This is a genomic window from Bacteroides bouchesdurhonensis (assembly GCF_900155865.1).
GTDB classification, from domain to species: domain Bacteria; phylum Bacteroidota; class Bacteroidia; order Bacteroidales; family Bacteroidaceae; genus Bacteroides; species Bacteroides bouchesdurhonensis.
Genome location: NZ_LT707006.1, coordinates 3,535,423 through 3,562,095, shown reverse-complemented (window position 1 = coordinate 3,562,095; position 26,673 = coordinate 3,535,423). Strand labels below are relative to the sequence as shown.

Sequence of the window (26,673 nt, the reverse complement as noted above, 5' to 3'; positions counted from 1 at the left end):
ACAAAGGTAGCTTTTTTACTAATTGACTGGTATGGACAGGTCTATGTTTTATAGCATAAATATAATCGTACCAGTTCGTACCAGTATTTGTTTTTTTATCCATATCTTTGCAGCAATCATTCATTAGGTCAATAATATAACTACTAAATAAAATATAGGATGGAAAATAAGCTATGGTGTTTTGTTTCAATGGCATTAATTGCTGTAGGAAGTGTTACAACATCTTATGCAAAAGATGATGGTAAAACTCCTATTCAGTTTATTCCGGTTGAGGATGTGCAGATTAATGATGCGTTTTGGACTCCGAAATTTGACCGATGGAATAGTGTTACGGTCCCTGATGTTTTCGATAAGTTTGAAGGAAAACATTTAAAGACTGCCGAAGAGCAAAATAATAACAATATTTTTATGGATTTTGATGAAGTTGCTGCCGGGAAAAAGGGCACAGGTCATAGTGCCGGTCTTCCTTGGTTCAACGGGCTGGTTTATGAAACGATTCGCGGTGTATCTGATTTGCTGAAACAACATCCTGATAAAAAGCTGGAGGAAAGGATTGATAAATATATAACCCGGATAGAAGCAGCTCAAAAAGTTGATTCCAATGGTTTTATAGATACTTATACAGATCTCGTGCAACCGGAATATCGATGGGGGGAAAATGGAGGTTTCTTGCGCTGGCAGCATAATGTATATAATGCCGGTATGCTGATCGAAGCAGGTGTTCATTACTATGAGGCTACAGGAAAAGTGAAATTACTGGAAGTAGCAGTACGGCTGGCAAATTATATGTGTGATTTGATGGGACCTGCTCCCAAAAAGAACATCATTCCTTCACATTCCGGACCGGAAGAGGCCGTCATTAAATTATATTGGTTATTCAAACGAAATCCTGATATTAAGAAGCAAATTAACCTTCCGGTGGATGAGGCTGCTTACTGGAAATTGGTTACTTTTTGGATGGAGAACAGAGGAAAACATTGCGGCTATCCATTGTGGGCTAAGTGGGGAAATGAGAAATCGGAGCAATGGATTCGGGAACAAAAATATAAAGATCCTCAGTTTGGGGACAATGCTCGTCCTTCATGGGGAGATTATGCTCAAGATTCTATTACTATTTTTGAACAGAAAACGATTGAAGGACATGCGGTGCGTGCTACTTTGTTAGCTACGGGTGTTGTTGCTGCTGCTTTGGAAAATCATTCCCCGAAATATATTCAGACAGCAACTGATTGGTGGGACAATATGGTAGGCCGGCGTATGTTTATAACCGGTGGTGTGGGGGCTATTCATTTTGATGAGAAATTCGGAGCAGATTATTTCCTTCCTACGGATGCTTATTTGGAAACTTGTGCTGCGGTAGGAGCAGGCTTCTTCAGCCAACGGATGAATGAGCTGACAGGTGAAGGTAAATATATGGATGAGTTTGAACGGGTATTATATAATAATGTATTAACAGGGATTTCTCTTTCCGGTGATAAATATACTTATCAGAATCCGTTGAATTCGCATAATCATGCTCGTTGGGAATGGCATTCTTGTCCATGTTGTCCTCCGATGTTCTTGAAAATGGTATCGGCAATGCCCGGATTCATCTATGCAAAACAAGCTGATCAATTGATGGTTAATCTGTTTGTTAGCAGCCAAACTACGATAGAACTGGATCATAATACAGTCCATGTTCAGCAAGAGACCGGATATCCTTGGACAGGAAAAATTAACGTAACTCTTCAGCCGGAAAAGAAAGGCAAGTTTTCTGTGAAAATAAGAGTTCCGGGATGGGCACAGGGAGTTGAGAATCCTTATGGACTTTATCAATCAAATCTGATTTCGCAGATAACTTTGGCTATCAATGGAAAATTGGAAAAGGTGAAAGTAGTCGATGGTTATGTCGAGATCAACCGTAATTGGGGGAAAGCGGACCGAATCGAATTGAATTTACCTATGCAGCCCCGCATCATTACTGCCTGCGAGCAGGTTAAGGATCTTAAAGGAAAGATAGCTCTGGCTTCAGGTCCTGTGGTATATTGTCTGGAGGAAATAGATAACGCGGGGTTGGATCATTTGAAAATTGATACTAATTGTTCGATGGAATTAGTGCCTGAAAAAGATCTTCTGGAAGGAGTTAATGTGATAAAAGGAGTGGCCGTTGATGATAAGAAACAGCAGATTAATTTTACTGCAATTCCTTATTATGCGATGGGAAATCGTAAACAAGGAGCTTATGAAGTTTGGATTCCTATTAATAAAGATGAGCTCATTGAAATAGATGCGTCAAAAATAGAGAATACTATCCCTGCTTATCTTTATGGAGCTTGTATAGAAGATGTGAACCATGAGATATACGGGGGAATTTATAACCAACGTATATTCGGTGAAAGTTTTGAAGAACCTGCTCCCGGAATTACTTTTGATGATTTTTCAATATATGATGGTAATTGGACTACCTCTCATGGAGAACTTCATGCAACAAAAGCGGCAGGTTCTAAATTTATCTACAATCCTACTGAATTAAAAAATGGTGTGGTAGAAGCCGAAATTAAATTCGATGACACATTAGGGGATAATGCAGGATTAATTACGCGAGTTTCAAAAGAAGCGAAAGGTGCTGATGCTTTCAATGGATATGAAATAAGTCTTGCAGCCAACGGGAAGAAAGTGGTGATTGGAAAACATGAAAATAATTTTAGTCATATCTGTGATATAGAAGTAGATTGTAATCCTGCTGAATGGAATCGGTTGAAGGTTGTTATGAATGATGGAAGAATGGAAATCTTTCTAAATGATAAAAGCCTTTTTGTGCATAATGAAAATAATCCCATTCTTGCTACTGGCAAGATTGGATTGCGTTCATGGAATTCTGATGTGAAATTTCGTAATCTTAGAATGAAGACTGAAAATATGGATCAGGTATTGAAATTCAATACCACTCCTCAACCGGAGGTTAGCCTTCATTGGACACCCATTCAGACCGGAAATGCTAAAGCTGTTTTTATGCATGATCATAAAAATGCCTATAACACAACTTGGTCACAGATGATCGGTAAAAATGGTGGCTCAGGTAAAGTAGGAGTAGCTAATATGGGGCTTAATGGATGGGGAATTACTGTAAAAGAAGGACAGAAGTTTGAGGGACGTCTTTATTTGAAGGGTTCTTATAAAGGAGCGGTGAAAGTTGCACTACAGAGCGCAGATGGAAATAAAGAATATGCGGTTCAAGAGTTGAAAGGAGTGACAGATAAATGGCAAAAGTTCCCCTTCGAATTCATTTCAAATGTTACGGATACCAATGCACGTCTGGCTGTATATATAGAGAATAATGGTAAAGTCTGGATAGACCAAGTGGTCCTGATGGGTACTGGGGATGACCTATTTCATAATTTGCCATTACGCAATGATATTGCTAAGACAATGGTTAATCAAGGTTTGACATTCTTACGTTATGGAGGTACTATGGTCAATGCCCCTGATTACAAGTTCAAAAATATGATTGGTGACAGGGATAAGCGTCCGCAATACAGAGGCCATTGGTATCCTTATTCCACCAACGGATTCGGTATTGAAGAATTTCTCCAGCTTTGTGAAGCGGCAGGTTTTGAACCTTGTTTTGCAGTGAATGTAGGAGAATCGGCACAAGATATGGCGGATATGATTGAATACCTGAACGGGCCGGTAACTTCCGAATGGGGAAAGAAGCGGGCAGATGCCGGACATCCTGAACCCTACAATGTGAAGTATATAGAGATTGGCAATGAAGAAGTGATATGGGGAGATATTCGTAAAGATTATGAGAAATATATTCAGGATTTTAATCGTATCTATGATGCTATTAAATCAAAAGATCCGAATGTAGAATTTGTATCTGCAGCCTGGTGGCGTCCGGATTCACAGGAAAATATGAAAATGGTATTCGATGCTCTTAATGGGAAGGCTGCTTATTGGGATTATCATCCATGGGCTGATGATAACATTCTGGGATCCCAAGTAGAAGGAGAGTTGAAGCAGATGAAAGATTATTTTCAGAAATGGGACCCGAATACAAAGATGAAATGTGCTCTATTTGAAGAAAACGGAGTAACGCATGATATGCGGCGTGCATTAGGGCATGTGACAATTCAGAATGCAGCCCGTAGGATGGGAGACTTTTTATTAACGACTTGTGCTGCTAATGCGTTGGAACCTTATCTGCAAAATGATAATGGCTGGAATCAGGGACAAATCTTCTTTACCCCTTCACAAGTCTGGGGAATGCCTCCTTTTTATGCTAAGCAGATGGCTTCAAATCATCATAAACCTTTCAGAGTGTTTAGCGCAACACAAGGAGAACTGGATGTAACGGCTGCTACTGATGAAAAGAAGGAAGAAGTAGTGGCTCATGTCTCAAATATTCATGACTATGTTATTACCGCTGATATTTGTTTGAAAGGATTTGATTCGCCTTCAAAAATTAAAGTGATCACATTGTCTGGTGATCTCAAAGATAAAAATACACCGGAACAACCGGAAAGAATTGTACCGCAAGAGAAAGTCCTTTATTATACAAAATACTTGAAATACGAATTTCCTGCTAATTCGTATACAATTCTAGTATATCAGAGGTAGTTTAATAAGGTATCTATATCTATAGAAAAGGTTGCAAGTTATGGATTATTTCCATTCACTTGCAACCTTTTTTATTTAAATTGTAGGCTTTATTTTACCGGAATTTTATCGATACGTTTCTGATGACGGTCTCCTTCAAAATCTGTAGAGAAGAACTCGGTCAAAATCATATCTGCTTCCTCTGTACTGATAAAACGCCCTGGCATTACAAGTATATTGGCGTCATTATGCAGACGGGCTAAATGCGCGATTTCTGCATTCCAGCAGAGAGCGGCACGGATACCTTGATGCTTGTTTAAAGTCATATTGATTCCGTTTCCACTTCCACAAATAGCAATTCCCGGATAACATTCTCCTGCCTCTATGGCGAGTGCCAAAGGATGTGCATAATCCGGATAATCTACACTGGCAGTTGAATTAGTACCAAAGTCTTTATATGCCCAGCCTTTTGCTTCCAGCCATCCGCGAACATATTCTTTTAATTCGTAACCGGCGTGGTCACATGCTAATCCGATTGTTTTCATTAGAGCATTGTTTTTACCTGATTATATACATTCTCGGCAGTAAATCCAAGCTTCTCATCCAATACTTTGTAAGGAGCTGAGAAACCGAATGAATCTAATCCCCAAATCTTACCGTCGCAACCTACCAAACCTTGGAGAGTCACAGGAAGCCCTGCTGTCAGACCAAAAATCTTAGCTCCTGTTGGCAGGATTGATTCCTGATATTCTTTAGACTGACTACGGAATAATCCTTCGGATGGAGCCGAAACAATACGAACTTTTACTCCGTCTTTGCGTAGAAGTTCAGCACCAGCTACCAAGGTCGAAACTTCAGAGCCGGAAGCTACCAGAATAACATCCGGATTTTCGTCTGAACCTGCAACAATATAAGCACCTTTCTCAGCTTCTGCATAATCAGTTCCAGCCGGTAAGTTTGCTATATTTTGACGGGATAAAATCAAACCTGTCGGAGTATAGACATTCTCCATTGCAAGTTTCCATGCAATAGTTGTTTCTTCTACATCTGCCGGACGTAGTACCAACATAGAGTTACGGCCTTTATGATTTTTTAGTTTCTCCATCAAACGTATTTGAGCTTCTTGTTCAACCGGTTCGTGAGTAGGTCCATCTTCACCTACACGGAAAGCGTCATGTGACCAGATGAATTTTACAGGTTGTTCCATCAAAGCTGCCATGCGTATAGCCGGCTTCATATAATCAGAGAACACAAAGAATGTTCCACATGCAGTAATGACACCACCATGTAATGACATACCGATACAAACACAAGCCATTGTCAATTCGGATACACCTGCCTGGAAGAATGCTCCGCTGAAATCACCTTTTTTGAAGGCATGAGTTTTCTTTAAGAAGCCATCTGTTTTATCCGAATTGGAAAGGTCGGCAGAGGCAACAATCATATTTTCAACTTGTGTGGCAAGTGCTCCTAATACAGTTGCCGAACCGACACGTGTAGCACCACCTGCTTTTTGTTCTATAACAGTCCAGTCTATTTTCGGAGCCTTTCCTGCAAAGAAAGTTTCCAATTTAGCCGCCAGTTCCGGATTTGCTTTTGCCCAAGCTGCTTTTATTGCATATTTTTCAGCTATGATTTTCTTTAATTCTGCAGCACGTTTTGTGTATAACTCGGCAACTTCCGGGAATATAACAAATGGATTAGCAGGATCACCCTCCAGGTTCTTAATTGTATTTACGTAAGCATCCCCGCCAAGTGGAGCACCATGAGTAGCGCAATTAGCCTCGTAACTGCTACCATCGGCTTTACGTGCACCTTTACCCATTACTGTTTTACCAATAATCAGAGTCGGGCGTTCTTTTTCAGCTTTTGCTTCTTTTAGAGCCATGCGGATTTCATCTACATCATTACCATTGATGCTAATCACTTTCCATCCCCATGCTTCGTATTTCATAGCAGTATCTTCAACAGTCACATCCTTCGTTTCGGTAGAAAGCTGAATATCGTTAGCATCATAGAACATGATCAGATTATCCAATCCCAATGCACCGGCGATACGTCCGGCACCTTGCGATATTTCTTCCTGTATGCCACCATCAGAAATATAAGCGTAGATTGTTTGATCCATCACCTCATTAAAACGAGCTTTCAGGAATTTGGCAGCAATAGCAGCTCCTACTGCAAAAGTATGTCCTTGTCCTAGCGGACCTGAAGTGTTTTCCACACCGCGCATGATATCTACTTCAGGATGTCCCGGAGTAGGGCTTCCCCACTGACGAAACTCTTTCAATTCGTCCAGCGTGTATTTACCGGTCAAAGCAAGGGTGGAATAGAGCATCGGAGACATATGACCGGGGTCAAGGAAAAAGCGGTCACGTCCTTCCCAACGGGGATTTTCAGGATCGTATACTAAAAATTCAGAGAAGAGTACGTTCACAAAATCAGCACCACCCATGGCACCACCCGGGTGACCGGAATTGGCTTTTTCAACCATTGAAGCAGCAAGAATACGGATGTTATCCGCTGCACGATTCATAAGTTTGTTATCGTTCATATCTTTATATTTAATAAATTCCGTTTATATTTTTTGCAAAGATAACTCTTTCTCTGTAATTGACAATGAGAAAATGCTTTCTTTTTCTTTCTTTTTCTTTCTGTTTTTGATAACTTTTCTTTCGATTATGGTCGCAGTCCCTCGTGGTACTACTAGTACACTAGTGCAACTCCAATGTAACAATTGATTTGGCAGGTAGTTTTACTTTCAATACTCCTTTATTGATTTTTACCTCTTTGAATGTAGCTAATTTGACATTATTAGGATTTTCAAAAGAATTATAATCAGTTAGGTTTGTAGAAGTTAAAATCTCTCCGGTTGCCTTTGAAGCCTTTACATCCGGTAAGTTAATGGTTACTTCTTGAGCATTGTCAGCGTCTACATTGGAAAGTGAAAGATGAATGATGCCGTTTTTGTCTTTTGAGGAAGTGGCACTAATGGAAGGTACTACACGATTTCCACGTACATTCATTATTTCACAATTCAGCTCAAGTGGGAGATAAGTGGCGTCTTGATGAACCTTGTACATTTTGAAAACATAGTAAGTAGGAGTTAATACGATCTCTTTATCTTTAGTCAATATCATAGATTGAAGTACATTCACTATTTGCGCTATATTTGCCATCTTCAAACGGTCGGTATATTTATGGAATACATCAAGACTCAAGGAAGCGACAAAAGCATCACGCAATGTATTTTGTTGGTATAGATGTCCTCTTATAGTACCCGGTTCTTCATCCCACCATGTTCCCCATTCATCAAGCATAAGTGCAATTCTCTTGTCCTTATCATATTTATCCATGATAGCGCAGTGTTTTTTGATTACGTCTTCTATTTCAAGACATTTACCCATGGTCCAGTAATAGTCGTCTTTATTAAATTTCGTTGCAGCTCCTTTACTGCCACTCCACCCGCTTACGGTGTAATAATGTAGGGAAAGACCTTGCATTCGGTGGCCTATACGATTCATTAGAACTTCTGTCCAGTTGTAATCATAATCGCTTGCACCACTGGCGATCTTAAATAAGTAGTTACCGTCATAATTACGGCAATAAGTAGAATAACGACGATATAGATCTGAATAATATTCCGGACGCATATTACCACCGCATCCCCAGCTCTCATTTCCTATACCGAGATATTTGACTTTCCATGCTTTATCACGACCGTTTTTACGGCGAAGATTAGCCATTGGGGAATCTCCTTCTGAAGTCATGTATTCTATCCATTTGGCAAGTTCTTCAACTGTTCCGCTACCTACATTCCCACTGATATATGGTTCACAGCCCAACATCTCACAAAGATTTAGAAATTCATGTGTTCCGAAGCTATTGTCTTCAATAGTTCCTCCCCAATTGTTATTTACCATTTTGGGACGATTTTCTTTTGGGCCGATGCCGTCCATCCAATGATATTCATCGGCAAAGCAACCGCCCGGCCAGCGGAGAACAGGAACAGCCAAATCTTTTAACGCATTGAATACGTCTGTACGATATCCTTTGATATGGGGAATCTCTGAATTTTCGCCTACCCAAAGTCCACCATAGATACATGAACCTAGATGTTCGGCAAACTGCCCATATATTTCTTTCGGGATAATTTCTTTACCTTGATCAATATGTACAGTGATGGTTGCTTCCTTTTGTGCGGAAAGAGATATAGATACAGCTAGAAAAGCTGTGCTGACTAATAATTTTGTTCTCATAATAATTTTCTTAAAGTTTAAATTTAGGATCTTTATGGAAGGCTCTGCTATTGAACCTATGCAAAGCAGCACCATGTTTAGAACCGGTTTCATCAATTTGAAGTTACTTATCTTGTTTTGGGTGTGAAAGTAACACTTTTGTTTAGTCTATTATATGCACTTATGTATGTTGTACAGCATAAAGTCAAAAAAAATAGTTGAATATCAAAATAATGGAATTAATGATGAAAATAGATGGCATAGTTGTGTGTTTCATATAAAAGGAGTAATATTGCATAGAAAAGAATAAATACCAATAGATGGAATGAAACGAAGTATCAAGTATTTGCCTGAAACTACACAAGAAGAACTTAACTTCTTAGTCGAATCTATCACTCGCCATATCCCAAGGTGCGTCATGATCATTTTGTATGGAAGTTATGCCCGAGGGGAGTATGTGTTGTGGGACGAGAAGATAGAATTTGGCGTTCATACTTCCTATCAAAGTGATCTGGATATTCTGGTCGTAACCTTTGGGGCTAATGCTCGTGTCACTGAGTGGCAATTGGAAGAAAAGGTGGTGGAAAGTTATCACAAAGTATTTGCTTTCAGGCGTCATGCCGCTCCTCAATTTATTGTGGAAGATATCAATAGTTTCAATAAGGCTCTTGATCAGAAGCGTTACTTTTATACAGATATAGTGAAGGAAGGTATTAAACTTTATGACAATAAGAAGTTTAAACTAACAAAACCTCATGAACTTTCTTATAAAGAGATCAAAGAGATTGCTACTGAGGAATTCAATAAATGTTATCCGTTTGCTATTGGATTCATGAAGTATGCTTATATTGCTTTAGAAGATGGGATGAATGAATTAGGAGCTTTCCAGCTTCATCAGGCTTGCGAGAGGTTTTATTATTCGATAGAACTTGTTTTTGTGAATTATCGTCCTAAAAGTCATAAACTGAAGGACCTCGAAAGTAAGTGTAAGAAATATTCTCATGCTATAGCTAGTGTATTTCTTCATCATACAGATTTTGAGAAACACTGTTATGACTTATTATGCCGTGCTTATATTGAGTCACGATATAATAAAGATTATGTAGTTACAAAAGAAGAACTGACATATATGCTACAAAGAGTGGAGCTCCTGAAAGAGGTTACTTATACAATTTGTTCCGAGCAGCTACTTTTTTATGACTCACAGAAAGATGTTGAGAATGGAATGTCCACTGAAACGTATCAAACTATAAAGAAGAAGGATGCACCTACTATAGCCGCTGATGATTTACAGGAATATTCGGAAAATGATTCTAAAGAAAAAGATCTTGAAGAAAAAAATCCAGAAGATGAAGAAGTTTGATTATATAAATAGTTGGGGCGGCTTTAATTAAAAAACCGCCCCTTACAATATCTAGATTGATATTTATTAATCCAGTCTGCGAGAACCGTCACCGATTACTACATCATAAACTTTCGGGCTTCTGCCGAATTTAGCTTTGAAAGCTTCTTTGGTTTTTTCGATGAAGTTATCGTATAATTCTTCTTTCACCAAGTTGATGGTGCAACCTCCGAAGCCACCACCCATAACACGAGAACCTGTTACGCCATATTCTTTAGCACAGTCGTTTAAGAAATCGAGTTCTTCACAGCTTACTTCGTATAACTTACTCATACCGTGGTGAGTTTCATACATCTTCTGACCTACAGTCTCGTAATCATCTTTTTCCAAAGCATCACATACATCAAGTACACGTTGGATTTCTTCGATCACATATTCTGCACGCATATAGTCTTCTTCACTGATTTCAGCTTTTGCTTCCTGCAACATTTCCATTGTGCAGTCGCGTAAGAATTCTACATGAGGATGTTTTTTCTGGATAGCAGCAACTGCAGCTTCACAACTCTGGCGACGCTTGTTGTATGCAGAAGATGCCAATTCATGTTTAACAACCGAATCCAGCAAAACGAGACGATAACCAGTCGGATGGAATGGGAAATATTGATATTCCAAAGAACGGCAATCCAAACGAATCAAGCTACCGGCTTTACCGAATACGGAAGCAAATTGGTCCATGATCCCGCAGTTTACACCACAGTAGTTATGTTCTGTAGCTTGTCCTACTTTTGCCAATTCAAATTTATCAATTTTGTTTTCACCAAACAATTCGTTCAATGCAAAGGCATAAGTGCTTTCTAAAGCAGCAGATGAAGACATACCGGCACCCAGAGGTACATCACCGGCAAAAGCCGTATTGAATCCTTTTACGTTTACACCTCTTTTGATCATTTCACGGCATACACCGAAAATGTATCTTGCCCAGCTGGCACGAGGAGCATCTTCTTCATTCAGACCAAATTCAACGTAATCTTTAAGGTCAATAGAGTAAGCTCTTACTTTGTCAGTGCCATTTGGTTTGATTTCAGCGATCATACCTTTGTCTATAGCTCCAGGGAATACAAACCCACCATTGTAATCAGTGTGTTCGCCAATTAAGTTAATGCGGCCTGGAGAGGCATATACAAACCCTGTAGTTCCGTCAAAATGCTTGATGAAACGACTTCTTACGTGTTCTATATCCATGATAAAATCATTTTATAAGTTCGTTAATAATCGATTTATTATTCAACAGGAATATTTTTGTTCACATTCTTGCAACCAATCAATGCATAATACAGTATATAGGCTACACCTGCGAAGATTACCCAGAAACTTGCCATATAACTACTTGTAGCATCTGCTACACCCCCTTGGATCAATGGAAGGATACCACCACCGCAAACCATTACCATAAAGATACCGGATGCCATTGCAGTATACTTGCCAAGACCTTCTACTGCAAGATTGAAGATACCACCCCACATGATAGAAGTACAAAGTCCGCAAAGAATGAAGAACATAACACCTACGGGTACAACAGCCATTCCAAAACTAATGTCTGATTTGAATACAGGCATATTTACTGTTGCTTCAGTAGGAGCAAACATACCGATGAGTAAGAAAGCTAATGCGAACAGACAAACAGTTGTGATTTGGGCTTTACTGGAGAATTTAGCACCAAGGGCACCACCGCAAAGACGACCGATCATCATCAGGAACCAATATGTACCAACGATAGATCCTGCGATTGCAGTATCGATACCTAATCCTTGAGCACCTTCCGCACTTGGTGAAGTAGTCAGGAACAAGTTTACAAAATTAGGAATACCTACTTCTACTCCCACATATACAAAGATAGCTACTGTTCCGAGCACGAAGTGGCGGAAAGACATCGGGCTGTAAGCATCTTTCACTTTGTGGTCGGCAGTATGTTCCATGTGAGGTTCAGGAATGCTCATTGAAGCTAAAACAACGAATACTACAGCGAAAATACCCATAGCGATAAATAAAGCCGGATTAGCGTCACTAATTCTTGTATCTTGGCTGATGGTACCGATCAAATAACCTCCTAGTACTGGAACGATTGTTGCAGAAATAGAATTTAAAGAACCACCGAACTGAATTAATTGGTTACCTTTCTTACCGCCACCACCTAATGTATTTAACATCGGGTTTACTACAGCGTTTAACATACACATAGAGAAACCGGAAACGAAAGCTCCTGTCAGGTATACCCAGAATGGTCCGAATTCACCTGGTTGGAATGGCATTTGTCCTGAAAGGAACTGGATACCTACACCAATGAAACCTACTGCAACTGCAATTAATGCTGTCTTTTTATAACCAATTCTTTTCAGCATAATACCAGCCGGAAGTCCCATAAATGCATAAGCTATGAAATTGGCTGCATTTCCTAACTGGGTCATCCAGTTGGGAGCGTTGAACTGTTCTTTTACAATAAGTCCGAGAGGATTAGTAAATCCTGTGACGAATGAAATCATTGCGAAGAGGGCGAACATCATTGCTATTGGCAATAGATAGCTCTTTTTTTCTTGTGTCATGGTTTTAAATAAATATTAGTTTATAAATTTGATTAGTTATTCTTCTATAAATTATTCTTCTACGTCAAACTTGTAGACAGTTATTTGTTGATATTCATCACCCGGTAGTAATGTCGCTGACGGGAAATGGGCAATGTTTGGAGTATCCGGGAAACATTGTGCTTCAAAGCATATTGCACTTCTGGCAGGGAATGTTGCACCATGTGCACCTTCGAATCCATTTAACCAGTTACCCGTATAAAGTTGTACTCCACTTTCCGTTGTGTATACTTCCATGATTCGTCCGCTTTTGGGGTCTTTGCAGACAGCAGCCAGATCGAGCGAACCGTTTTCATTCTTGTTCAACACATAACAATGGTCATATCCTGCACCGAAAATAAGCTGTTGGAATTTATCGTCAATGCGTTCGCCTACAGTGTGTGGTGTACGGAAGTCCATCGGTGTACCTTCTACTTTAAGAATTTCTCCTGTCGGGATGGATACTTCATCGATAGGCGTATAGAAATCAGCATTAATAGTGACAAGGTGGTCATTAATAGTAGGAGTTGGATTGGAAATGCCGGCAAGGTTGAAGAATCCGTGACTGGTTAAGTTTACTATTGTTGCTTTATCGGTAGTTGCACGATATTCAATAGTCAATGCATTTACTTCTTCCTCCAACCGATAGGTCATTTCTACTTCCAGATTACCGGGGAACCCTTCTTCACCGTCCGCAGAAAGATAATTGAATTGTACGGTACGCTCATTGATTTGAGTGGCATCCCATACACGTGCATGAAAACCTGTAGGTCCGCCGTGCAAAGAGTTAGGTCCGTTGTTGATAGTCAGTTCATGTTCTTCGCCAAATAAGGTGAATTTTCCTTTAGCTATACGATTACCGTATCGTCCGATAGTAGTGCTTAAGAATGGTTCCGGGCTGTTGATGACGTGGTCGATACTGTCGTGTCCTAGGATTACATTGGCATATTTTCCGTTTTTATCCGGTACCATAATTGAAAGAATGGCGCATCCGTAATTCGTTACGGCTACTTCCATTCCCTTTTTATTTTTAAGGATAAATAAGTCTGTTTTCTTCTCGTTTATATCCTTTTGGAAATCTTCGCGGCTGAGCCCAGATAGATTTCCCTCTGTTGGGAATGTGTTATTCATGTTTGGTATTAATTAAAATTTCTTGCAAATAAAGGGAAATTCTTTGTTACTCACAAATTATTCGGTCTAAATCTAAAGAAGCTTTTAGGAAAGTTTAGCGTAATTATCCCTCTCTTCTTTAATAGACAAGAAAATTTTCATTCGGCCCTTGTTGATAATCTGGATTTTGATTGAATTTAAATTTCATCTTTTATTTAAATTTGAACTATTTTTCGTATGTTTGCCCCCGGATTGTTACAATCTAAACGAATTTAATCTAAGTTTATAACAAGAAAAACTAAAATGTATCCATTAAAATTCGAACCTATTCTGAAGCAGACGCTTTGGGGGGGCGACAAGATTATTCCATTCAAGCATTTGAATTCAGACTTGAAAGGAGTAGGGGAAAGCTGGGAGATTTCCGGCGTAGAAGATAATGAATCTGTTGTGGCCAATGGTCCGGACAAAGGTTTAACATTAGCCGATATGGTGAAAAGGTATCGCGAAGAGCTGGTAGGAGAAGCGAACTATGCCCGTTTCGGTAACAAGTTTCCTTTGTTGATCAAGTTTATTGATGCCAAGCAGGATCTGTCTATTCAGGTACACCCGTCAGACGATTTGGCAAAGAAACGCCATAATTCAATGGGTAAAACAGAAATGTGGTATGTGGTAGATGCGGATAAGGGGGCTAAATTACGTTCAGGTTTTTCTGAGCAGATCACTCCTAAAGAATATAAAGAACGTGTGTTCAACAATACGATCACTGATGTGTTGCAGGAATATGAAATTCATCCGGGGGATGTGTTTTTCCTTCCGGCAGGACGTGTTCACAGTATTGGTGCCGGTTCTTTTATAGCTGAAATTCAGCAGACTTCTGATATCACATATCGTATTTATGACTTCAATCGTAAGGATGCTAACGGAAAGACTCGTGAGCTTCATACCGAATTGGCACGCGAAGCTATCGATTACGATGTGTTGGATGACTACCGTACAAAATACGATGCAGTGAAAGACGAACCGGTGGAATTGGTTGCCTGTCCTTATTTTACCACGTCTGTATATGATATGACAGAAGAAATCAATTGTGATTATTCGGAACTTGATTCTTTTGTAATCTTTATCTGTATGGAAGGAGCTTGTAGGATTAAGGATAATGACGGCAATGAACTTTCTGTAAATGCCGGAGAATCTATTCTGCTTCCTGCTACAACTCAGGATGTGACAATAACTCCCGAGGGGGGAAACGTGAAACTGTTGGAAACATACGTGTAAGTAAATAGTATACATTTTTATATAACAGTAAGAAGAGGTATTCCACCACTAAAGGGAATACCTCTTTCTTTGTTCAGTGTTAGATCATTCGGACCGTTAATGTTTGCCTCCCAATATGGAAATGATATACTTTCCAGGTGCTCCTATCTTGCTCCAGTTGGTATTAGCGAATATTTTCCAAACTTGTGTTCCCTTCTTCCCGTAGTCTGATAACATTAAGATCGTTTCTTTCTCTTTTCGGACAGTTATCTTATACCGTTCCATACTTTCCAGCAGTCCCGATAAATTGTGTGTGGCTTGATTGTATGCATATCCCGGAATTTCCAACGGAATGTTTTTTAATTCTTCTTCCTCTATAGGTGTTTTAGTTTTGTTTAGTTTAGTTTGTCCGGAATTGTCTGCATTTTCCGAAGTCAACTCAACTTGAACAGAAGAATTGTTTGCATTTTCGTTGTTCATATCCTCTTTTTGTTTACAACTTTTAGAATTACCATTTGGCAATAAATAAGGCAATTTAGAGAAATCACGTTTTCGCCGAACAGTAGCTTCCAGCCAAACCCGTTGTATTTGTTCTGAAGTTAGGATTCCATACTTCTCGTAGCTTTCTTTATCGAAAAATTCCTTTTCCAATAATATTTCGATAATCTTATCCATTGTCTTTTCCTGTATTTCTCCTCCAATTTTACGGATAAAAATAAGGCTTTGTTCCTGTCCCCAAGAGATATAATACCCTTCTTTATAAATTTTGCATAGCAACCTCATGACGATGTAAGAAGCTCGGATTCCATATTGGGCTTCCAACAATTCAATGACTTCCTCTTCAAAGAAAGTTGCGTATATTGGGAAATAAGGGATTCCTTTATGATCCATGCTCATAGTTCATTTATTTTATTAAAAGTTAAACAATAGGTTTCCAATCCAGCAGGTTGCCGATCATAAATCTTCTCCATGCCTGTTGTTCTTCACTCCAATAAATAATTGATTCCTGTTTTGCCGTAAGAATAAACTCTCGATGAAAGAATTTTTCATATCCGATAAGGGTGCCTTGCTCCATGCAGAATGTTCCGTCTTGTTTATTGAATGCTATCATTGCATGTCCGTAAAGCATTCGTTCTGCTGCTTCTATGTTCTTTTTGACAATTTTTTCTGCTTCCTTTTCTGAAATTCCTTTTTCAGCCATAATACGTCTTTTCCATACTGACTTAAAAAAACTAATTGTACTTTTGTCTAATTTCTTGTTCATAATTTCTTGTTTGTTAATCTTTACTAGAGTTAATTGTTGGATAAAATATCCTTGTAAGATAGTGACGCTATTTTATTGGTATAGTGTAGCTATCTCTTTATTATAGTGACACTATCAAGATGCGATAGTGTCACTATTTTTAGGGATATCATTTCTGATCTTCAGCCGGTTGAAAACGGCGACAAAAGTATGATTCCCAATTCATCTACGCAATTATTTTTTAACGTTTCCTTTTCGGGTACTTTTGGGCGTTCATTTTGCTCTCTTCTTTTTGTTCTTTCAATAACTTTTGTTCGGATTTACTTAAGGTAGAAAGTTCTGTTAGTATACTGCTGTATTCCATTAGTTTAAATCCGTTGTGTTTTGGATAATACAGTTTTTTTTCGTTGTAGATGTATTGAGCTAAATCACTCAAAGTTTTGAGATGATGATAGTAGAGATGTTTTTCGAGAAACTTTTTCAAATGCAGGTTCAAATATTCAGTTTTGCTTCCTACCAATCCTCCTCTGTTTTCCAGTTCTTCTCTACTGATGATTTCGTTCTTACACTGTTCCTGAACGCGTTTTTTAGCCATTTTTTCATTCTTTTTTGTTTGTCTTTTTGTCCCTTTTGAAGACGATTTTTTACTTGCCATAATTCACTAATTTTTAATATAGTTAATTAAATTTAAAAATAATTCTATTTAGCGAGTGCTTGTCGAACGTAAAAAAGTATTCTTCTTTGTTTTCGCCAAATATTGTATATATATATAAAATAACTAGTGATGCAAATGAAGAACAGAAATGGATTTAGCCGATGTGCCCAGCAGTACATCGATCGCTTACAGGAAGAAGGTCGTTTTTCGACTGCGCATGTTTATAAGCATGCTCTATATTCTTTCAGTAAGTTTTGTGATACATCTTGGGTGTCTTTTAGTCAGATAACCCGGGAACAATTGCGTTGTTACGGGCAATATCTTTATGAATGCGGGTTGAAGCCTAATACGATTTCTACCTACATGAGGATGCTCCGTAGTATTTATAACCGGGGAGTAGAGTCGGGGAGTGCTCCCTATGTTCCCCGCTTGTTTCATGATGTTTATACAGGGGTTGATGTCCGGCAGAAAAAGGCTTTGCCTGTCTCTGAGTTACATCGATTGCTTTATAAAGATCCGGGTTCAGAACGTTTACGTCGTACTCAGACTATTGCTGGTTTGATGTTTCAGTTTTGTGGAATGTCTTTTGCCGATTTTGCTCATCTTGAGAAAACGGCATTGGAACAGAATATTCTCCATTACAATCGTATTAAGACCAAAACTCCTATGTGTGTGGAAGTGTTGGATACAGCCAAGGATATGATTGGCTGGCTTCGTAATCGTATGCCTCCTTGCCCAGGGTGTCCGGATTATCTTTTTGAAATACTTCGCGGTGACAAAAAACGGAAAGATCGAAGAGGATATCGTGAGTATCAGTCGGCTCTTCGGAATTTTAATAATTGCTTGAAAAGTTTAGCTCATACATTACAGCTGCGTTCTCCCGTTACTTCCTATACACTCCGCCATTCTTGGGCTACTACAGCGAAATATAGGGGAGTCCCGATTGAAATGATAAGTGAGTCTTTGGGGCATACGTCCATTAAAACAACACAGATTTATTTGAAAGGCTTTGAATTAAGAGATCGTACAGAAGTTAATAGAAAGAATTTGTTTTACGTGAAAAATTATTTTGTGACTAAGTAAATTTATGTAAGTTGTTGATTAATAGTGAAGATATGTGTCTGTTACTTCTTAGGTAACGGATGTGAATTCGTTGCAAAGATAGACAAAATTATATATAGACAGCAAATAAAAATATCTTTTTCTTCTCAATATACGGCAAATAAATATCTGAACATGAAATAGTCTAGTCTTCATGTTCAGCAGTTATATGCCTTGTTTTCAAAAGAATACCCTCGATCACTAAAGATTAATACTCTTTTATAGCTACCCCATATTCATCCGTTACCTAAGAAGTAACGGATGAATATGGGGTAAAAAATATGATTTCATTAGAAAAAAAATCAGTAATTGCTGGGCCTATTTATGGGACAGGGGAAGGCGTAGCACACCCTAAACGTTGGTACGTAGCGTTGGTCCGTATGCACCACGAGAAGAAAGTAGCCGAGCGTTTGGGCAAAATGGGGATTGACAGTTTTATACCTGTTCAACAGGAAATCCATCAATGGAGTGACCGTCGTAAAAAAGTGGAAGCGGTTCTTCTTCCCATGATGGTCTTTGTCCATGTCACACCCAAAGAACGCATGGAAGTTCTGACTCTTTCTACGGTCAGCCGCTATATGGTGATGCGCGGTGAAAGCACTCCTACGGTCATTCCCGACGACCAGATGACCCGTTTCCGTTTCATGCTCGACTATTCAGAGGAAGCCGTTCATATGAACAGCACTCCTTTGGCCCGCGGTGAAGAAGTCCGTGTGATCAAAGGTCCTTTGGCGGGCCTTGTCGGTGAACTAGTCACCATGGATGGCAAAAGTAAAATTGCCGTTCGTTTGGATATGCTCGGCTGTGCCTGTGTCGATATGCCTATCGGTTATGTGGAATCAGCCAAAGCCCGTGCCGTTTAAAAAGATGGATGCTGTCGTTTTACAGGAGAAAATAGATCACCTGTTACGTTCTGTGCGTCGGTTGCTTCCTGCTGGGAGTGACGTGTGTTACTTATATTCCGATGATTTTTCTCAACTGCACCAAAGCATTCATAATCAGCTTGATGAATTGTATTCCTTGCGGGGTGCGACAATGGAGCAGGATGCTTCTCTATGTTTAGCTTTATTGTTGGGATACAGTGTTTCCATGTATGCCAATCCGGAAGAAGAGTCGAAAAAATATAATACTCTTGTCCGTTCCCGGCATATCCTCCAAACGCTTTCCGCTTCTTCTTTAAAAGAACAGCTATTGACCGTCTACCATGAATTGACCGAATCTTTTGAACCAATTGAAAATTTCTAAATAATAAATGAAAATACAAAAACTATTTCGCTTATTTCTATTTTCTTTGTTGCTCTGTAGTAGTTCTTCTCTGATGGCTCAAAGCATGAGCGACCAGCAAGTCCTCGAGTACGTCAAAGAAGGTATCAAACAAGGCAAGGAACAGAAACAGATGGCCGCAGAATTAGCCCGTAAGGGTGTAACCAAGGAACAAGCCATTCGTGTGAAAGAATTATACGAGAAACAGAACAATGTAAACAGAAAATATTATGAAAATAGCAGTAGCAGGCACCGGTTATGTGGGGTTGTCAATAGCCACACTTTTGGCTCAACACAATGAGGTTGTTGCCGTAGATGTCATTCCTGAGAAGGTGGATCTTATCAACCAAAAAAAGTCACCTATTCAGGATGAATATATCGAGAAGTACCTTGCGGAGAAAGATTTGGATCTGCGTGCTACTCTTGATGGTAAGGCCGCTTATCGTAACGCTGATTTTATCGTCATTGCGGCACCTACCAACTACGACCCGCAGAAGAATTTCTTTGATACACATCACATTGAAGACGTGATTGACCTTGTACTCAGTGTAAATCCTGATGCGGTGATGGTGATTAAGTCTACGATTCCGGTAGGATATACGCGTTCACTTTATGTGAAATATGCACCTCAATTTCTTAACCAACCGGAACTCCAAGGCAAGAAGTTTAACCTTCTTTTCTCCCCGGAATTTTTGCGTGAGAGTCAAGCACTGTATGACAACCTCTATCCAAGTCGCATCATTGTAGGCTATCCTAAGATTATTGATGGATCGGAGTTTACGGAAGAGAATGCCGCAATCAATGCCATTGGTAACCCTGAGGCTGAAGAATACGCACGCACATTCGCAGCACTTCTTCAGAAAGGAGCGGTCAAACAGAATATTGCCACCCTCTTCATGGGGTTGAAAGAAGCTGAAGCAGTAAAGCTTTTTGCAAATACTTATCTCGCTCTTCGTGTATCATACTTCAATGAGTTAGATACATATGCTGAGATGAAGGGACTTGATTCACAGGCTATTATTGAGGGAGTAGGTCTTGACCCACGAATTGGCAGTCACTACAATAATCCTTCATTCGGTTATGGCGGTTATTGCTTGCCCAAGGATACAAAGCAGCTTCTGGCAAACTATGCCGATGTGCCACAGAACATGATGACCGCCATTGTTGAGAGTAACCGAACCCGTAAGGATTTTATTGCCGATCGTGTGTTGCAGATTGCTGGGGCTTACAGTTATGCCGAAGATGCCTACGATGTAACAAAAGAGAGGGACGTTGTTGTTGGCGTTTATCGTTTGACAATGAAATCAAATAGTGACAATTTCCGCCAATCGTCAATTCAAGGTGTCATGAAGCGCATTAAAGCCAAAGGCGCATCAGTCATTATTTATGAGCCCACCCTCGAGGATGGCAGTACTTTCTTTGGATCGAGGGTGGTTAATGACTTGAAAGATTTTAAATCACAGAGTCAGGCTATCGTAGCAAATCGCTATGATTCGTGTCTTGATGATGTACGAGAGAAGGTGTATACACGTGATATCTTTAAAAGAGACTAAATATGAATATATTAGTAACAGGAGCTGCTGGTTTTATCGGTAGTAACCTTTGTTTACGCATATTAGCTGAGCAGTCCGAAAATATAATTATAGGTATTGATAATATGAATGACTACTATGATGTTAACATCAAACAGTGGCGTCTTGACCAGCTGACAAAATATGGAAGTCGATTTGTTTTTGTCAAAGGGAACATTGCTGACAAGTCGCTTATTGATAAGGTGTTTGATGAATATAAGCCAGAAATTGTAGTCAATTTTGCGGCTCAGGCTGGTGTGCGTTATAGTATCAGTAATCCTGATGCCTACATTGAAAGTAACCTTGTCGGTTTCTACAATATTCTTGAGGCATGTCGTCATACATATGATAATGGCAAAAAAGGAGTGAAGCATTTGATATATGCTAGTTCATCAAGCGTATATGGATCCAATAAAAAAGTACCATATTCCACTGATGATAAGGTCGATAACCCTGTAAGTCTTTACGCTGCGACAAAGAAGAGTAACGAATTAATGGCGCATGCCTATTCTAAACTCTACAACATTCCTTCAACTGGACTTCGTTTCTTTACTGTTTATGGTCCTGCCGGTCGTCCTGATATGGCTTACTTCGGATTTACCAATAAACTGTTGAAGGGTGAGACTATAAGGATATTTAATTATGGTAACTGTAAGCGAGATTTTACTTATGTGGACGATATCGTAGAAGGTGTAATGCGTGTCATGGCAAAAGCTCCGGAACGTCAGGACGGAGGAGACGGATTGCCTATTCCACCATATAAAGTATATAACATTGGAAACAATCAACCCGAGAATCTTCTAGACTTCGTTCAGATTCTTCAAGAGGAACTTATCCGTGCAAAAGTTCTCCCGTCTAATTATGATTTTAAAGCTCACAAAGAACTGGTATCAATGCAACCAGGCGATGTTCCTGTGACATTTGCTGATACCACAATGTTAGAAAGAGACTTTGGTTTCAAACCAAGCACATCACTCAGGGAAGGATTGAGAAAATTCGCAGAATGGTATAGAGAGTTCTATTTAAATTAATAAAAGACAAATAATATGAGTGTATTCAAAGATAAAGTCCTCTTGATTACAGGTGGTACAGGTAGTTTCGGAAACGCTGTTTTGCGTCGTTTCTTGAACTGTGATATTAAAGAAATTCGTATTTTATCTCGTGATGAGAAGAAACAGGATGACATGCGTCATCACCTGCAGGCTCAGAGTCCAGAGGTGGCTAATAAAGTGAAGTTTTACATCGGTAATATTCGTCAGCGGGAAGCTGTGGACTTCGCAATGAATGGTGTGGATTATGTTTTTTCAGCAGCTGCTTTGAAGCAGGTCCCGAGTTGTGAATTCTTTCCAATGGAAGCCGTTAGAACTAATGTTGAAGGAACAAATAATGTACTTCTTTCTGCAATTGCTCATGGAGTAAAGAATGTGGTAGTTCTTTCAACAGATAAAGCAGCTTATCCTATTAATGCAATGGGTATCTCAAAAGCAATGATGGAGAAAGTCGCAATTGCCCAAGGACGTGCTCTTGGTGCAAATGCTGGAACAACCATCTGTTGTACGCGTTACGGTAACGTTATGGCAAGTCGCGGTTCTGTGATTCCTCTTTGGGTGGAGCAAATGATGGACGGCAAACCCATTACTGTTACAGATCCAAACATGACTCGGTTCATGATGACTCTTGACGATGCTGTGGATTTAGTGATTTACGCATTTACTCATGGTAAGAACGGCGATCTCTTCGTCCAAAAAGCCCCTGCTGCTACACTCGATACACTTGCGCAGGCTCTCAAAGAAATCTATGCGCAGATTAATCCGAAATATGGCGAAACAGAGGTAAAGGTTATCGGAACCCGTCATGGAGAGAAGCTTTACGAAACTCTTGTTACTCGTGAGGAAATGGCTAAGGCTATTGACATGGGTGGTTATTATCGTATTCCTTGTGATAACCGCGATCTGAACTATGATAAATTTTTCATCGAGGGAAGCGAGAGAGTCAGCAAGATAGAGGATTACCACAGCCATAATACAGTACGTCTTGATGTTGAAGGCATGAAACAGGTGCTGCAGAAGCTTAACTTTATTCGTGAAGACCTCGGATTACAAGACCGTGCAAAAGCTAAAGAAATTCGTTCAGAATAATGAAAATATTGATTACAGGCTCTAAAGGATTTGTAGGAAAGAATCTGTGTGCAGAGCTAAATAATATATGCTACGGAAAGACACACTGTTATGGTGACTTGGAAGTCAGTGAAGTGATGGAATTTGATATTGGCACTTCTGCTGAACTACTTGATGAATATTGTGCCAAGGCTGACTTCGTCTTCAACTTCGCTGGTGTGAACCGTCCAAAGGAGCAGAGCGAGTTTGTGACTGGCAACTTCGGGTTTGCATCTACGTTGCTCAATACATTGAAGAAATATGGTAATACTTGTCCTGTAATGTTCTCTTCTAGCATTCAAGCAACGCTCATTGGTCGATATGGTCAGAGTGATTATGGCAAGTCTAAGTTGGCAGGTGAAGAGCTGTTCTTTGACTATAGTCGTGAGACAGGAGCAAAAGTCCTTGTCTATCGCTTTCCAAATCTTTTCGGTAAGTGGTGCAGACCGAATTATAACAGTGTAGTTGCAACCTTCTGTAACAATATGGCCAACGATTTGCCGATTCAGGTCAATGACCCAAATGTTGAACTTGAACTTCTTTATATTGATGATCTTATACAAGAGATGATACTTGCTCTTAATGGTAAAGAACATCGTTGTGAGTTTGATGGTTTGAATACAGTTCTTACAGAAGGTGGTCGTTATTGCGCTGTACCAACGACTCACAAAGTGACTCTTGGTGCAATAGTTGACCTTCTTAATCAATTCCACGAGCAGCCAAAGACCTTGATGATTCCAGAGATACCAACTGGTAGTTTTGCAAAAAAACTGTACTCCACTTATTTATCTTATCTTCCAAAGGAGAAGGTTGTATTCCCTGTCAAGATGAATACTGACGATCGTGGCAGTTTCATAGAACTTATCCACACTATCAGCGGTGGTCAGTTCAGTGTGAATATCTCTAAGCCAGGTGTTATCAAAGGGCAGCATTGGCATCACTCCAAGTGGGAATTCTTCATCGTGGTCAGCGGCAGTGCTCTTATTCAGGAACGTAAAGTGGGAACTGATGAAGTGATTGAATTTAAGGTAGGGGGTGAAAAAATTGAGGTAGTTCACATGTTGCCTGGTTATACTCATAATATCATCAATCTTAGTGATGTAAACGACCTTGTAACAGTGGTGTGGGCTAATGAAAGTTTTGACTCAAGTCACCCGGATACATATTTCGAACCTGTAAAATAACTCATAACATGGCAAATATTAGAACAGATTACTCTACAGTTAAGTTCGCTGACAATGGCAAACTTAAGTTGTTAATCATAGTTGGCACAAGACCAGAAATTATCCGTCTTGCTGCGGTTATTAATCGTTGTCGCAAGTATTTTGACACAATTCTTGCTCACACAGGGCAAAATTATGATTACAATCTGAATGGTGTATTTTTTAGGGATTTAAAGCTATCTGAACCAGATGTTTACATGGATTCGGTGGGGGAGGACCTCGGTGAAACTATCGGAAACATCATTAATACTTCTTACAAACTGATGGCTCAGATTAAACCAGATGCTGTTCTTGTACTTGGTGACACCAATTCATGTCTCTCTGTTATTGGGGCAAAACGTCTGCACATTCCTATCTTCCACATGGAAGCAGGCAACCGTTGCAAAGATGAGAACTTGCCCGAGGAAACCAATCGTCGAATTGTAGATATTATTTCAGATGTGAACCTTGCATACTCGGAGCATGCTCGGAAGTATCTTCATGAGTGTGGTCTACCGAAAGAGCGTATTTATGTGACAGGTTCGCCGATGGCAGAAGTCCTTCACCGGAATCTTGCTGAGATTAAGGAAAGTGATATCCATTCTCGCCTTGGTTTGGAGAAAGGAAAGTACATTCTTCTTTCTGCTCATCGCGAAGAGAATATCGACTCTGAAAAGAACTTTAATTCACTTTTCACAGCTATCAACAAGATGGCAGAGAAGTACGATATGCCAATTCTATACAGTTGCCATCCTCGTAGCCGTAAACGTCTTGCAGTAAGTAATTTCCAGCTTGATAAAAGAGTTATTCAGCACGAACCTCTTGGCTTTTACGACTACAATTGCCTACAGATGAATGCTTTCACCGTAGTATCAGACAGTGGTACACTTCCTGAGGAAAGCAGTTTCTTCATCAGTGTTGGTTATCCTTTCCCAGCAGTCTGTATCCGTACTTCAACCGAACGTCCTGAAGCTCTAGATAAGGGTTGCTTTGTTCTTGCAGGTATTGATGAAAGGTCTCTGCTTCAGGCTGTTGATACAGCAGTCGAACTCATCAAAGAAGGTCGCTACGGAATCCCTGTCCCTGACTACGTTGATGAAAATGTCAGCGATAAGGTAGTACGTTTGATTCAGTCGTACTGTGGAGTTGTTAATAAGATGGTTTGGAGAAAGTATTGATATAATATCAACTTGTTCACTTACCCTCAAAAAAAAGATAATGCGATAGATTTTGTACTTATAGAAATTACTTTGAATCAATACGGTTATGTTGTTCCAATGAAAGGAACTTTCAACTCTAAGCTCCCAACTCTCAACTATAAACCAGTAGCTCGTTTCACTAAGAAACTTACTGCTCTTGTAGTAGAAGAACTACTCAAAAAAGGAGAATTCCGAGATGGTGGAGTATTGGCTTTCTGCCTTTGTCTACATGATAACTGTTGTTCACAGTATATGCAATCTGACATCTTCGAGGGTACAAGGTAGGATATATAGAATTTCCGAAAATCAACTTCGATAATAACATAACGGAGATGTGGAAGGTTTTGTAATCATTCTTTTCGTAGGGAAAGGAAAGATTACGGTGCACGAAATATATTCATCGATAAACCTCACCAGCACTTTATCGAAAACGATTTTCTTGGACCAAATTGCGAAAATGTTCAGATCATCAACAAAAGTCAGCATAAAAACTTTATTGACGGCATGATAGATGTTGTAGTAGCTGGATGCCCAAATGACGTTTTTGTTTATTTAAAAGAGCAATCGGAGAATATTAAGAAATATATTGCACCACTCTCAATTCGTCCAAAATATGGAAAACGTTGTTGGGGAACTTTTCATGTTTTTGACAATACAATTTATGCTGATGGTTTGTGCTAATTTACGAAGAGAATCACGTCGAATCTAGATAATTTATAATCTATCAGTTTCACTATTATCGTAACGAGATTTGGACAATAGTAGAATTGGTATACAGATTAGAAATCCACTTGTAGAAGAGGGTATTGTAAGAAGAAAGTGGGAATGGAATGAATAAACTTATATAAACTATACAGAGGTAAACAAATGGCAGTTAATCAATTAAAAGCAGGTGCAGCATTAAATTATGTCGTTTTAGGACTCAATACTCTGCTTGGTCTGATATATACACCTTTTATGTTGCGTATGCTCGGACAGGGTGAATATGGAATTTATTCACTTGCAGCTTCCGTAATTGCTTATTTGTCAATGCTTGATTTAGGATTTGGCAATGCAGTAATTCGTTATACCGCTAAATACAGAGCAGAAGGAAAGGTTGATGAACAGTATAGTTTATTTGGTATGTTTTCACTGCAAAGTTAC

At 39.4% G+C, this 26,673-nt stretch carries 22 protein-coding genes and 2 pseudogenes; 15 read left to right on the top strand and 9 right to left on the bottom strand.

Annotation, left to right across the window (positions count from 1 at the left end):
• Positions 1-159: 159 nt before the first annotated feature.
• Positions 160-4,599, top strand: a complete 4,440-nt coding sequence (locus CZ225_RS23015) for a beta-L-arabinofuranosidase domain-containing protein (protein WP_083714654.1) — start codon at positions 160-162, stop codon at positions 4,597-4,599.
• An 89-nt stretch (positions 4,600-4,688) separates the two neighbouring features.
• Here the strand turns inward: CZ225_RS23015 and rpiB are convergent, their stop codons facing one another.
• The 3 genes from rpiB to CZ225_RS15275 form a co-directional block, all read right to left on the bottom strand.
• Positions 4,689-5,123 (bottom strand): ribose 5-phosphate isomerase B, encoded by a 435-nt coding sequence (gene rpiB / locus CZ225_RS15285; protein WP_077154617.1) that lies wholly within the window; start codon positions 5,121-5,123, stop codon positions 4,689-4,691.
• Positions 5,123-7,132, bottom strand: coding sequence for a transketolase family protein (locus tag CZ225_RS15280; protein WP_077154616.1), 2,010 nt, complete (start codon positions 7,130-7,132; stop codon positions 5,123-5,125). Before CZ225_RS15280 ends, rpiB begins: the two co-directional genes overlap by 1 nt.
• Positions 7,133-7,292: 160 nt before the next feature.
• Positions 7,293-8,837, bottom strand: coding sequence for an alpha-N-arabinofuranosidase (locus CZ225_RS15275; protein WP_077155845.1), 1,545 nt, complete (start codon positions 8,835-8,837; stop codon positions 7,293-7,295).
• A 304-nt stretch (positions 8,838-9,141) separates the two neighbouring features.
• Between CZ225_RS15275 and CZ225_RS15270 the strand changes: the two genes are divergently transcribed.
• Positions 9,142-10,179 (top strand): HEPN domain-containing protein, encoded by a 1,038-nt coding sequence (locus tag CZ225_RS15270; protein ID WP_077154615.1) that lies wholly within the window; start codon positions 9,142-9,144, stop codon positions 10,177-10,179.
• 66 nt (positions 10,180-10,245) lie between these two features.
• Here CZ225_RS15270 and galK read toward each other — a convergent pair whose 3' ends face one another.
• Genes galK through CZ225_RS15255 form a run of 3 tightly spaced genes read right to left on the bottom strand, consistent with a single transcriptional unit; the run spans position 10,246 to position 13,907 of the window.
• Positions 10,246-11,400, bottom strand: a complete 1,155-nt coding sequence (gene galK / locus CZ225_RS15265; protein WP_077154614.1) for a galactokinase — start codon at positions 11,398-11,400, stop codon at positions 10,246-10,248.
• A gap of 38 nt (positions 11,401-11,438) precedes the next feature.
• Complete coding sequence (locus CZ225_RS15260; RefSeq protein ID WP_077154613.1) at positions 11,439-12,758, bottom strand: MFS transporter; 1,320 nt, start codon at positions 12,756-12,758, stop codon at positions 11,439-11,441.
• A gap of 51 nt (positions 12,759-12,809) precedes the next feature.
• Positions 12,810-13,907, bottom strand: a complete 1,098-nt coding sequence (locus CZ225_RS15255; protein ID WP_077154612.1) for an aldose epimerase family protein — start codon at positions 13,905-13,907, stop codon at positions 12,810-12,812.
• A 282-nt stretch (positions 13,908-14,189) separates the two neighbouring features.
• Between CZ225_RS15255 and CZ225_RS15250 the strand changes: the two genes are divergently transcribed.
• The gene (locus tag CZ225_RS15250) at positions 14,190-15,161 is read left to right on the top strand and encodes a type I phosphomannose isomerase catalytic subunit (protein ID WP_077154611.1); all 972 of its coding nucleotides are present in this window, start codon (positions 14,190-14,192) and stop codon (positions 15,159-15,161) included.
• A gap of 96 nt (positions 15,162-15,257) precedes the next feature.
• Here the strand turns inward: CZ225_RS15250 and CZ225_RS15245 are convergent, their stop codons facing one another.
• The 3 genes from CZ225_RS15245 to CZ225_RS15235 form a co-directional block, all read right to left on the bottom strand.
• Positions 15,258-16,037, bottom strand: coding sequence for a DUF4373 domain-containing protein (locus CZ225_RS15245; protein ID WP_077154610.1), 780 nt, complete (start codon positions 16,035-16,037; stop codon positions 15,258-15,260).
• Between the two features lie 22 nt (positions 16,038-16,059).
• Positions 16,060-16,404, bottom strand: coding sequence for an SH3 beta-barrel fold-containing protein (locus CZ225_RS15240; protein WP_077154609.1), 345 nt, complete (start codon positions 16,402-16,404; stop codon positions 16,060-16,062).
• A gap of 220 nt (positions 16,405-16,624) precedes the next feature.
• On the bottom strand, positions 16,625-17,038 hold the full coding sequence (locus CZ225_RS15235) for a DUF4119 family protein (RefSeq protein ID WP_077154608.1): 414 nt from the start codon (positions 17,036-17,038) through the stop codon (positions 16,625-16,627).
• Positions 17,039-17,167: 129 nt separating this feature from the next.
• Between CZ225_RS15235 and CZ225_RS15230 the strand changes: the two genes are divergently transcribed.
• The 12 genes and pseudogenes from CZ225_RS15230 to CZ225_RS15185 all read left to right on the top strand — a co-directional run.
• Positions 17,168-18,121 carry a tyrosine-type DNA invertase cluster 3b gene (locus CZ225_RS15230; RefSeq protein ID WP_234983060.1) on the top strand — a complete coding sequence of 318 codons (954 nt, stop codon included), beginning with the start codon at positions 17,168-17,170 and terminating at the stop codon, positions 18,119-18,121.
• Between the two features lie 299 nt (positions 18,122-18,420).
• Positions 18,421-19,002 carry a UpxY family transcription antiterminator gene (locus CZ225_RS15225; RefSeq protein ID WP_077154607.1) on the top strand — a complete coding sequence of 194 codons (582 nt, stop codon included), beginning with the start codon at positions 18,421-18,423 and terminating at the stop codon, positions 19,000-19,002.
• On the top strand, positions 18,971-19,384 hold the full coding sequence (locus CZ225_RS15220; protein ID WP_234983059.1) for a UpxZ family transcription anti-terminator antagonist: 414 nt from the start codon (positions 18,971-18,973) through the stop codon (positions 19,382-19,384). Before CZ225_RS15225 ends, CZ225_RS15220 begins: the two co-directional genes overlap by 32 nt.
• A 7-nt stretch (positions 19,385-19,391) precedes the next feature.
• Positions 19,392-19,622 (top strand): annotated as a pseudogene (locus CZ225_RS23405) (hypothetical protein); the annotation flags it as partial.
• A 10-nt stretch (positions 19,623-19,632) separates the two neighbouring features.
• Positions 19,633-20,955 (top strand): nucleotide sugar dehydrogenase, encoded by a 1,323-nt coding sequence (locus CZ225_RS15215; RefSeq protein ID WP_077154605.1) that lies wholly within the window; start codon positions 19,633-19,635, stop codon positions 20,953-20,955.
• A gap of 2 nt (positions 20,956-20,957) precedes the next feature.
• Positions 20,958-22,004: an NAD-dependent epimerase/dehydratase family protein gene (locus CZ225_RS15210; protein ID WP_077154604.1), complete on the top strand. Its 1,047-nt coding sequence runs from the start codon at positions 20,958-20,960 to the stop codon at positions 22,002-22,004.
• Positions 22,005-22,019: 15 nt separating this feature from the next.
• Complete coding sequence (locus CZ225_RS15205; protein WP_077154603.1) at positions 22,020-23,111, top strand: polysaccharide biosynthesis protein; 1,092 nt, start codon at positions 22,020-22,022, stop codon at positions 23,109-23,111.
• Complete coding sequence (locus tag CZ225_RS15200; protein WP_077154602.1) at positions 23,111-24,313, top strand: capsular polysaccharide biosynthesis protein CapF; 1,203 nt, start codon at positions 23,111-23,113, stop codon at positions 24,311-24,313. The genes CZ225_RS15205 and CZ225_RS15200 overlap by 1 nt, the downstream gene beginning before the upstream one ends.
• An 8-nt stretch (positions 24,314-24,321) precedes the next feature.
• Positions 24,322-25,509, top strand: coding sequence for a non-hydrolyzing UDP-N-acetylglucosamine 2-epimerase (gene wecB, locus CZ225_RS15195; protein WP_077154601.1), 1,188 nt, complete (start codon positions 24,322-24,324; stop codon positions 25,507-25,509).
• Positions 25,510-25,581: 72 nt separating this feature from the next.
• Complete coding sequence (locus CZ225_RS15190; protein WP_129585812.1) at positions 25,582-25,815, top strand: hypothetical protein; 234 nt, start codon at positions 25,582-25,584, stop codon at positions 25,813-25,815.
• Positions 25,816-26,034: 219 nt separating this feature from the next.
• On the top strand, positions 26,035-26,211 hold the full coding sequence (locus CZ225_RS23710; RefSeq protein WP_159441776.1) for a hypothetical protein: 177 nt from the start codon (positions 26,035-26,037) through the stop codon (positions 26,209-26,211).
• A gap of 186 nt (positions 26,212-26,397) precedes the next feature.
• Positions 26,398-26,664 (top strand): annotated as a pseudogene (locus CZ225_RS15185) (oligosaccharide flippase family protein); the annotation flags it as partial.
• Between the last annotated feature and the right edge of the window lie 9 nt (positions 26,665-26,673).

Bases quoted from the DNA above. Each gene is read 5' to 3' on its own strand.
- CZ225_RS23015 (WP_083714654.1), top strand. From the start codon at position 160: ATGGAAAATAAGCTATGGTGTTTTGTTTCAATGGCATTAATTGCTGTA.
- rpiB (WP_077154617.1), bottom strand. From the start codon at position 5,123: ATGAAAACAATCGGATTAGCATGTGACCACGCCGGTTACGAATTAAAA.
- CZ225_RS15280 (WP_077154616.1), bottom strand. From the start codon at position 7,132: ATGAACGATAACAAACTTATGAATCGTGCAGCGGATAACATCCGTATT.
- CZ225_RS15275 (WP_077155845.1), bottom strand. From the start codon at position 8,837: ATGAGAACAAAATTATTAGTCAGCACAGCTTTTCTAGCTGTATCTATA.
- CZ225_RS15270 (WP_077154615.1), top strand. From the start codon at position 9,142: ATGAAACGAAGTATCAAGTATTTGCCTGAAACTACACAAGAAGAACTT.
- galK (WP_077154614.1), bottom strand. From the start codon at position 11,400: ATGGATATAGAACACGTAAGAAGTCGTTTCATCAAGCATTTTGACGGA.
- CZ225_RS15260 (WP_077154613.1), bottom strand. From the start codon at position 12,758: ATGACACAAGAAAAAAAGAGCTATCTATTGCCAATAGCAATGATGTTC.
- CZ225_RS15255 (WP_077154612.1), bottom strand. From the start codon at position 13,907: ATGAATAACACATTCCCAACAGAGGGAAATCTATCTGGGCTCAGCCGC.
- CZ225_RS15250 (WP_077154611.1), top strand. From the start codon at position 14,190: ATGTATCCATTAAAATTCGAACCTATTCTGAAGCAGACGCTTTGGGGG.
- CZ225_RS15245 (WP_077154610.1), bottom strand. From the start codon at position 16,037: ATGAGCATGGATCATAAAGGAATCCCTTATTTCCCAATATACGCAACT.
- CZ225_RS15240 (WP_077154609.1), bottom strand. From the start codon at position 16,404: ATGAACAAGAAATTAGACAAAAGTACAATTAGTTTTTTTAAGTCAGTA.
- CZ225_RS15235 (WP_077154608.1), bottom strand. From the start codon at position 17,038: ATGGCAAGTAAAAAATCGTCTTCAAAAGGGACAAAAAGACAAACAAAA.
- CZ225_RS15230 (WP_234983060.1), top strand. From the start codon at position 17,168: ATGCAAATGAAGAACAGAAATGGATTTAGCCGATGTGCCCAGCAGTAC.
- CZ225_RS15225 (WP_077154607.1), top strand. From the start codon at position 18,421: ATGATTTCATTAGAAAAAAAATCAGTAATTGCTGGGCCTATTTATGGG.
- CZ225_RS15220 (WP_234983059.1), top strand. From the start codon at position 18,971: ATGTGGAATCAGCCAAAGCCCGTGCCGTTTAAAAAGATGGATGCTGTC.
- CZ225_RS15215 (WP_077154605.1), top strand. From the start codon at position 19,633: ATGAAAATAGCAGTAGCAGGCACCGGTTATGTGGGGTTGTCAATAGCC.
- CZ225_RS15210 (WP_077154604.1), top strand. From the start codon at position 20,958: ATGAATATATTAGTAACAGGAGCTGCTGGTTTTATCGGTAGTAACCTT.
- CZ225_RS15205 (WP_077154603.1), top strand. From the start codon at position 22,020: ATGAGTGTATTCAAAGATAAAGTCCTCTTGATTACAGGTGGTACAGGT.
- CZ225_RS15200 (WP_077154602.1), top strand. From the start codon at position 23,111: ATGAAAATATTGATTACAGGCTCTAAAGGATTTGTAGGAAAGAATCTG.
- wecB (WP_077154601.1), top strand. From the start codon at position 24,322: ATGGCAAATATTAGAACAGATTACTCTACAGTTAAGTTCGCTGACAAT.
- CZ225_RS23710 (WP_159441776.1), top strand. From the start codon at position 26,035: ATGATAGATGTTGTAGTAGCTGGATGCCCAAATGACGTTTTTGTTTAT.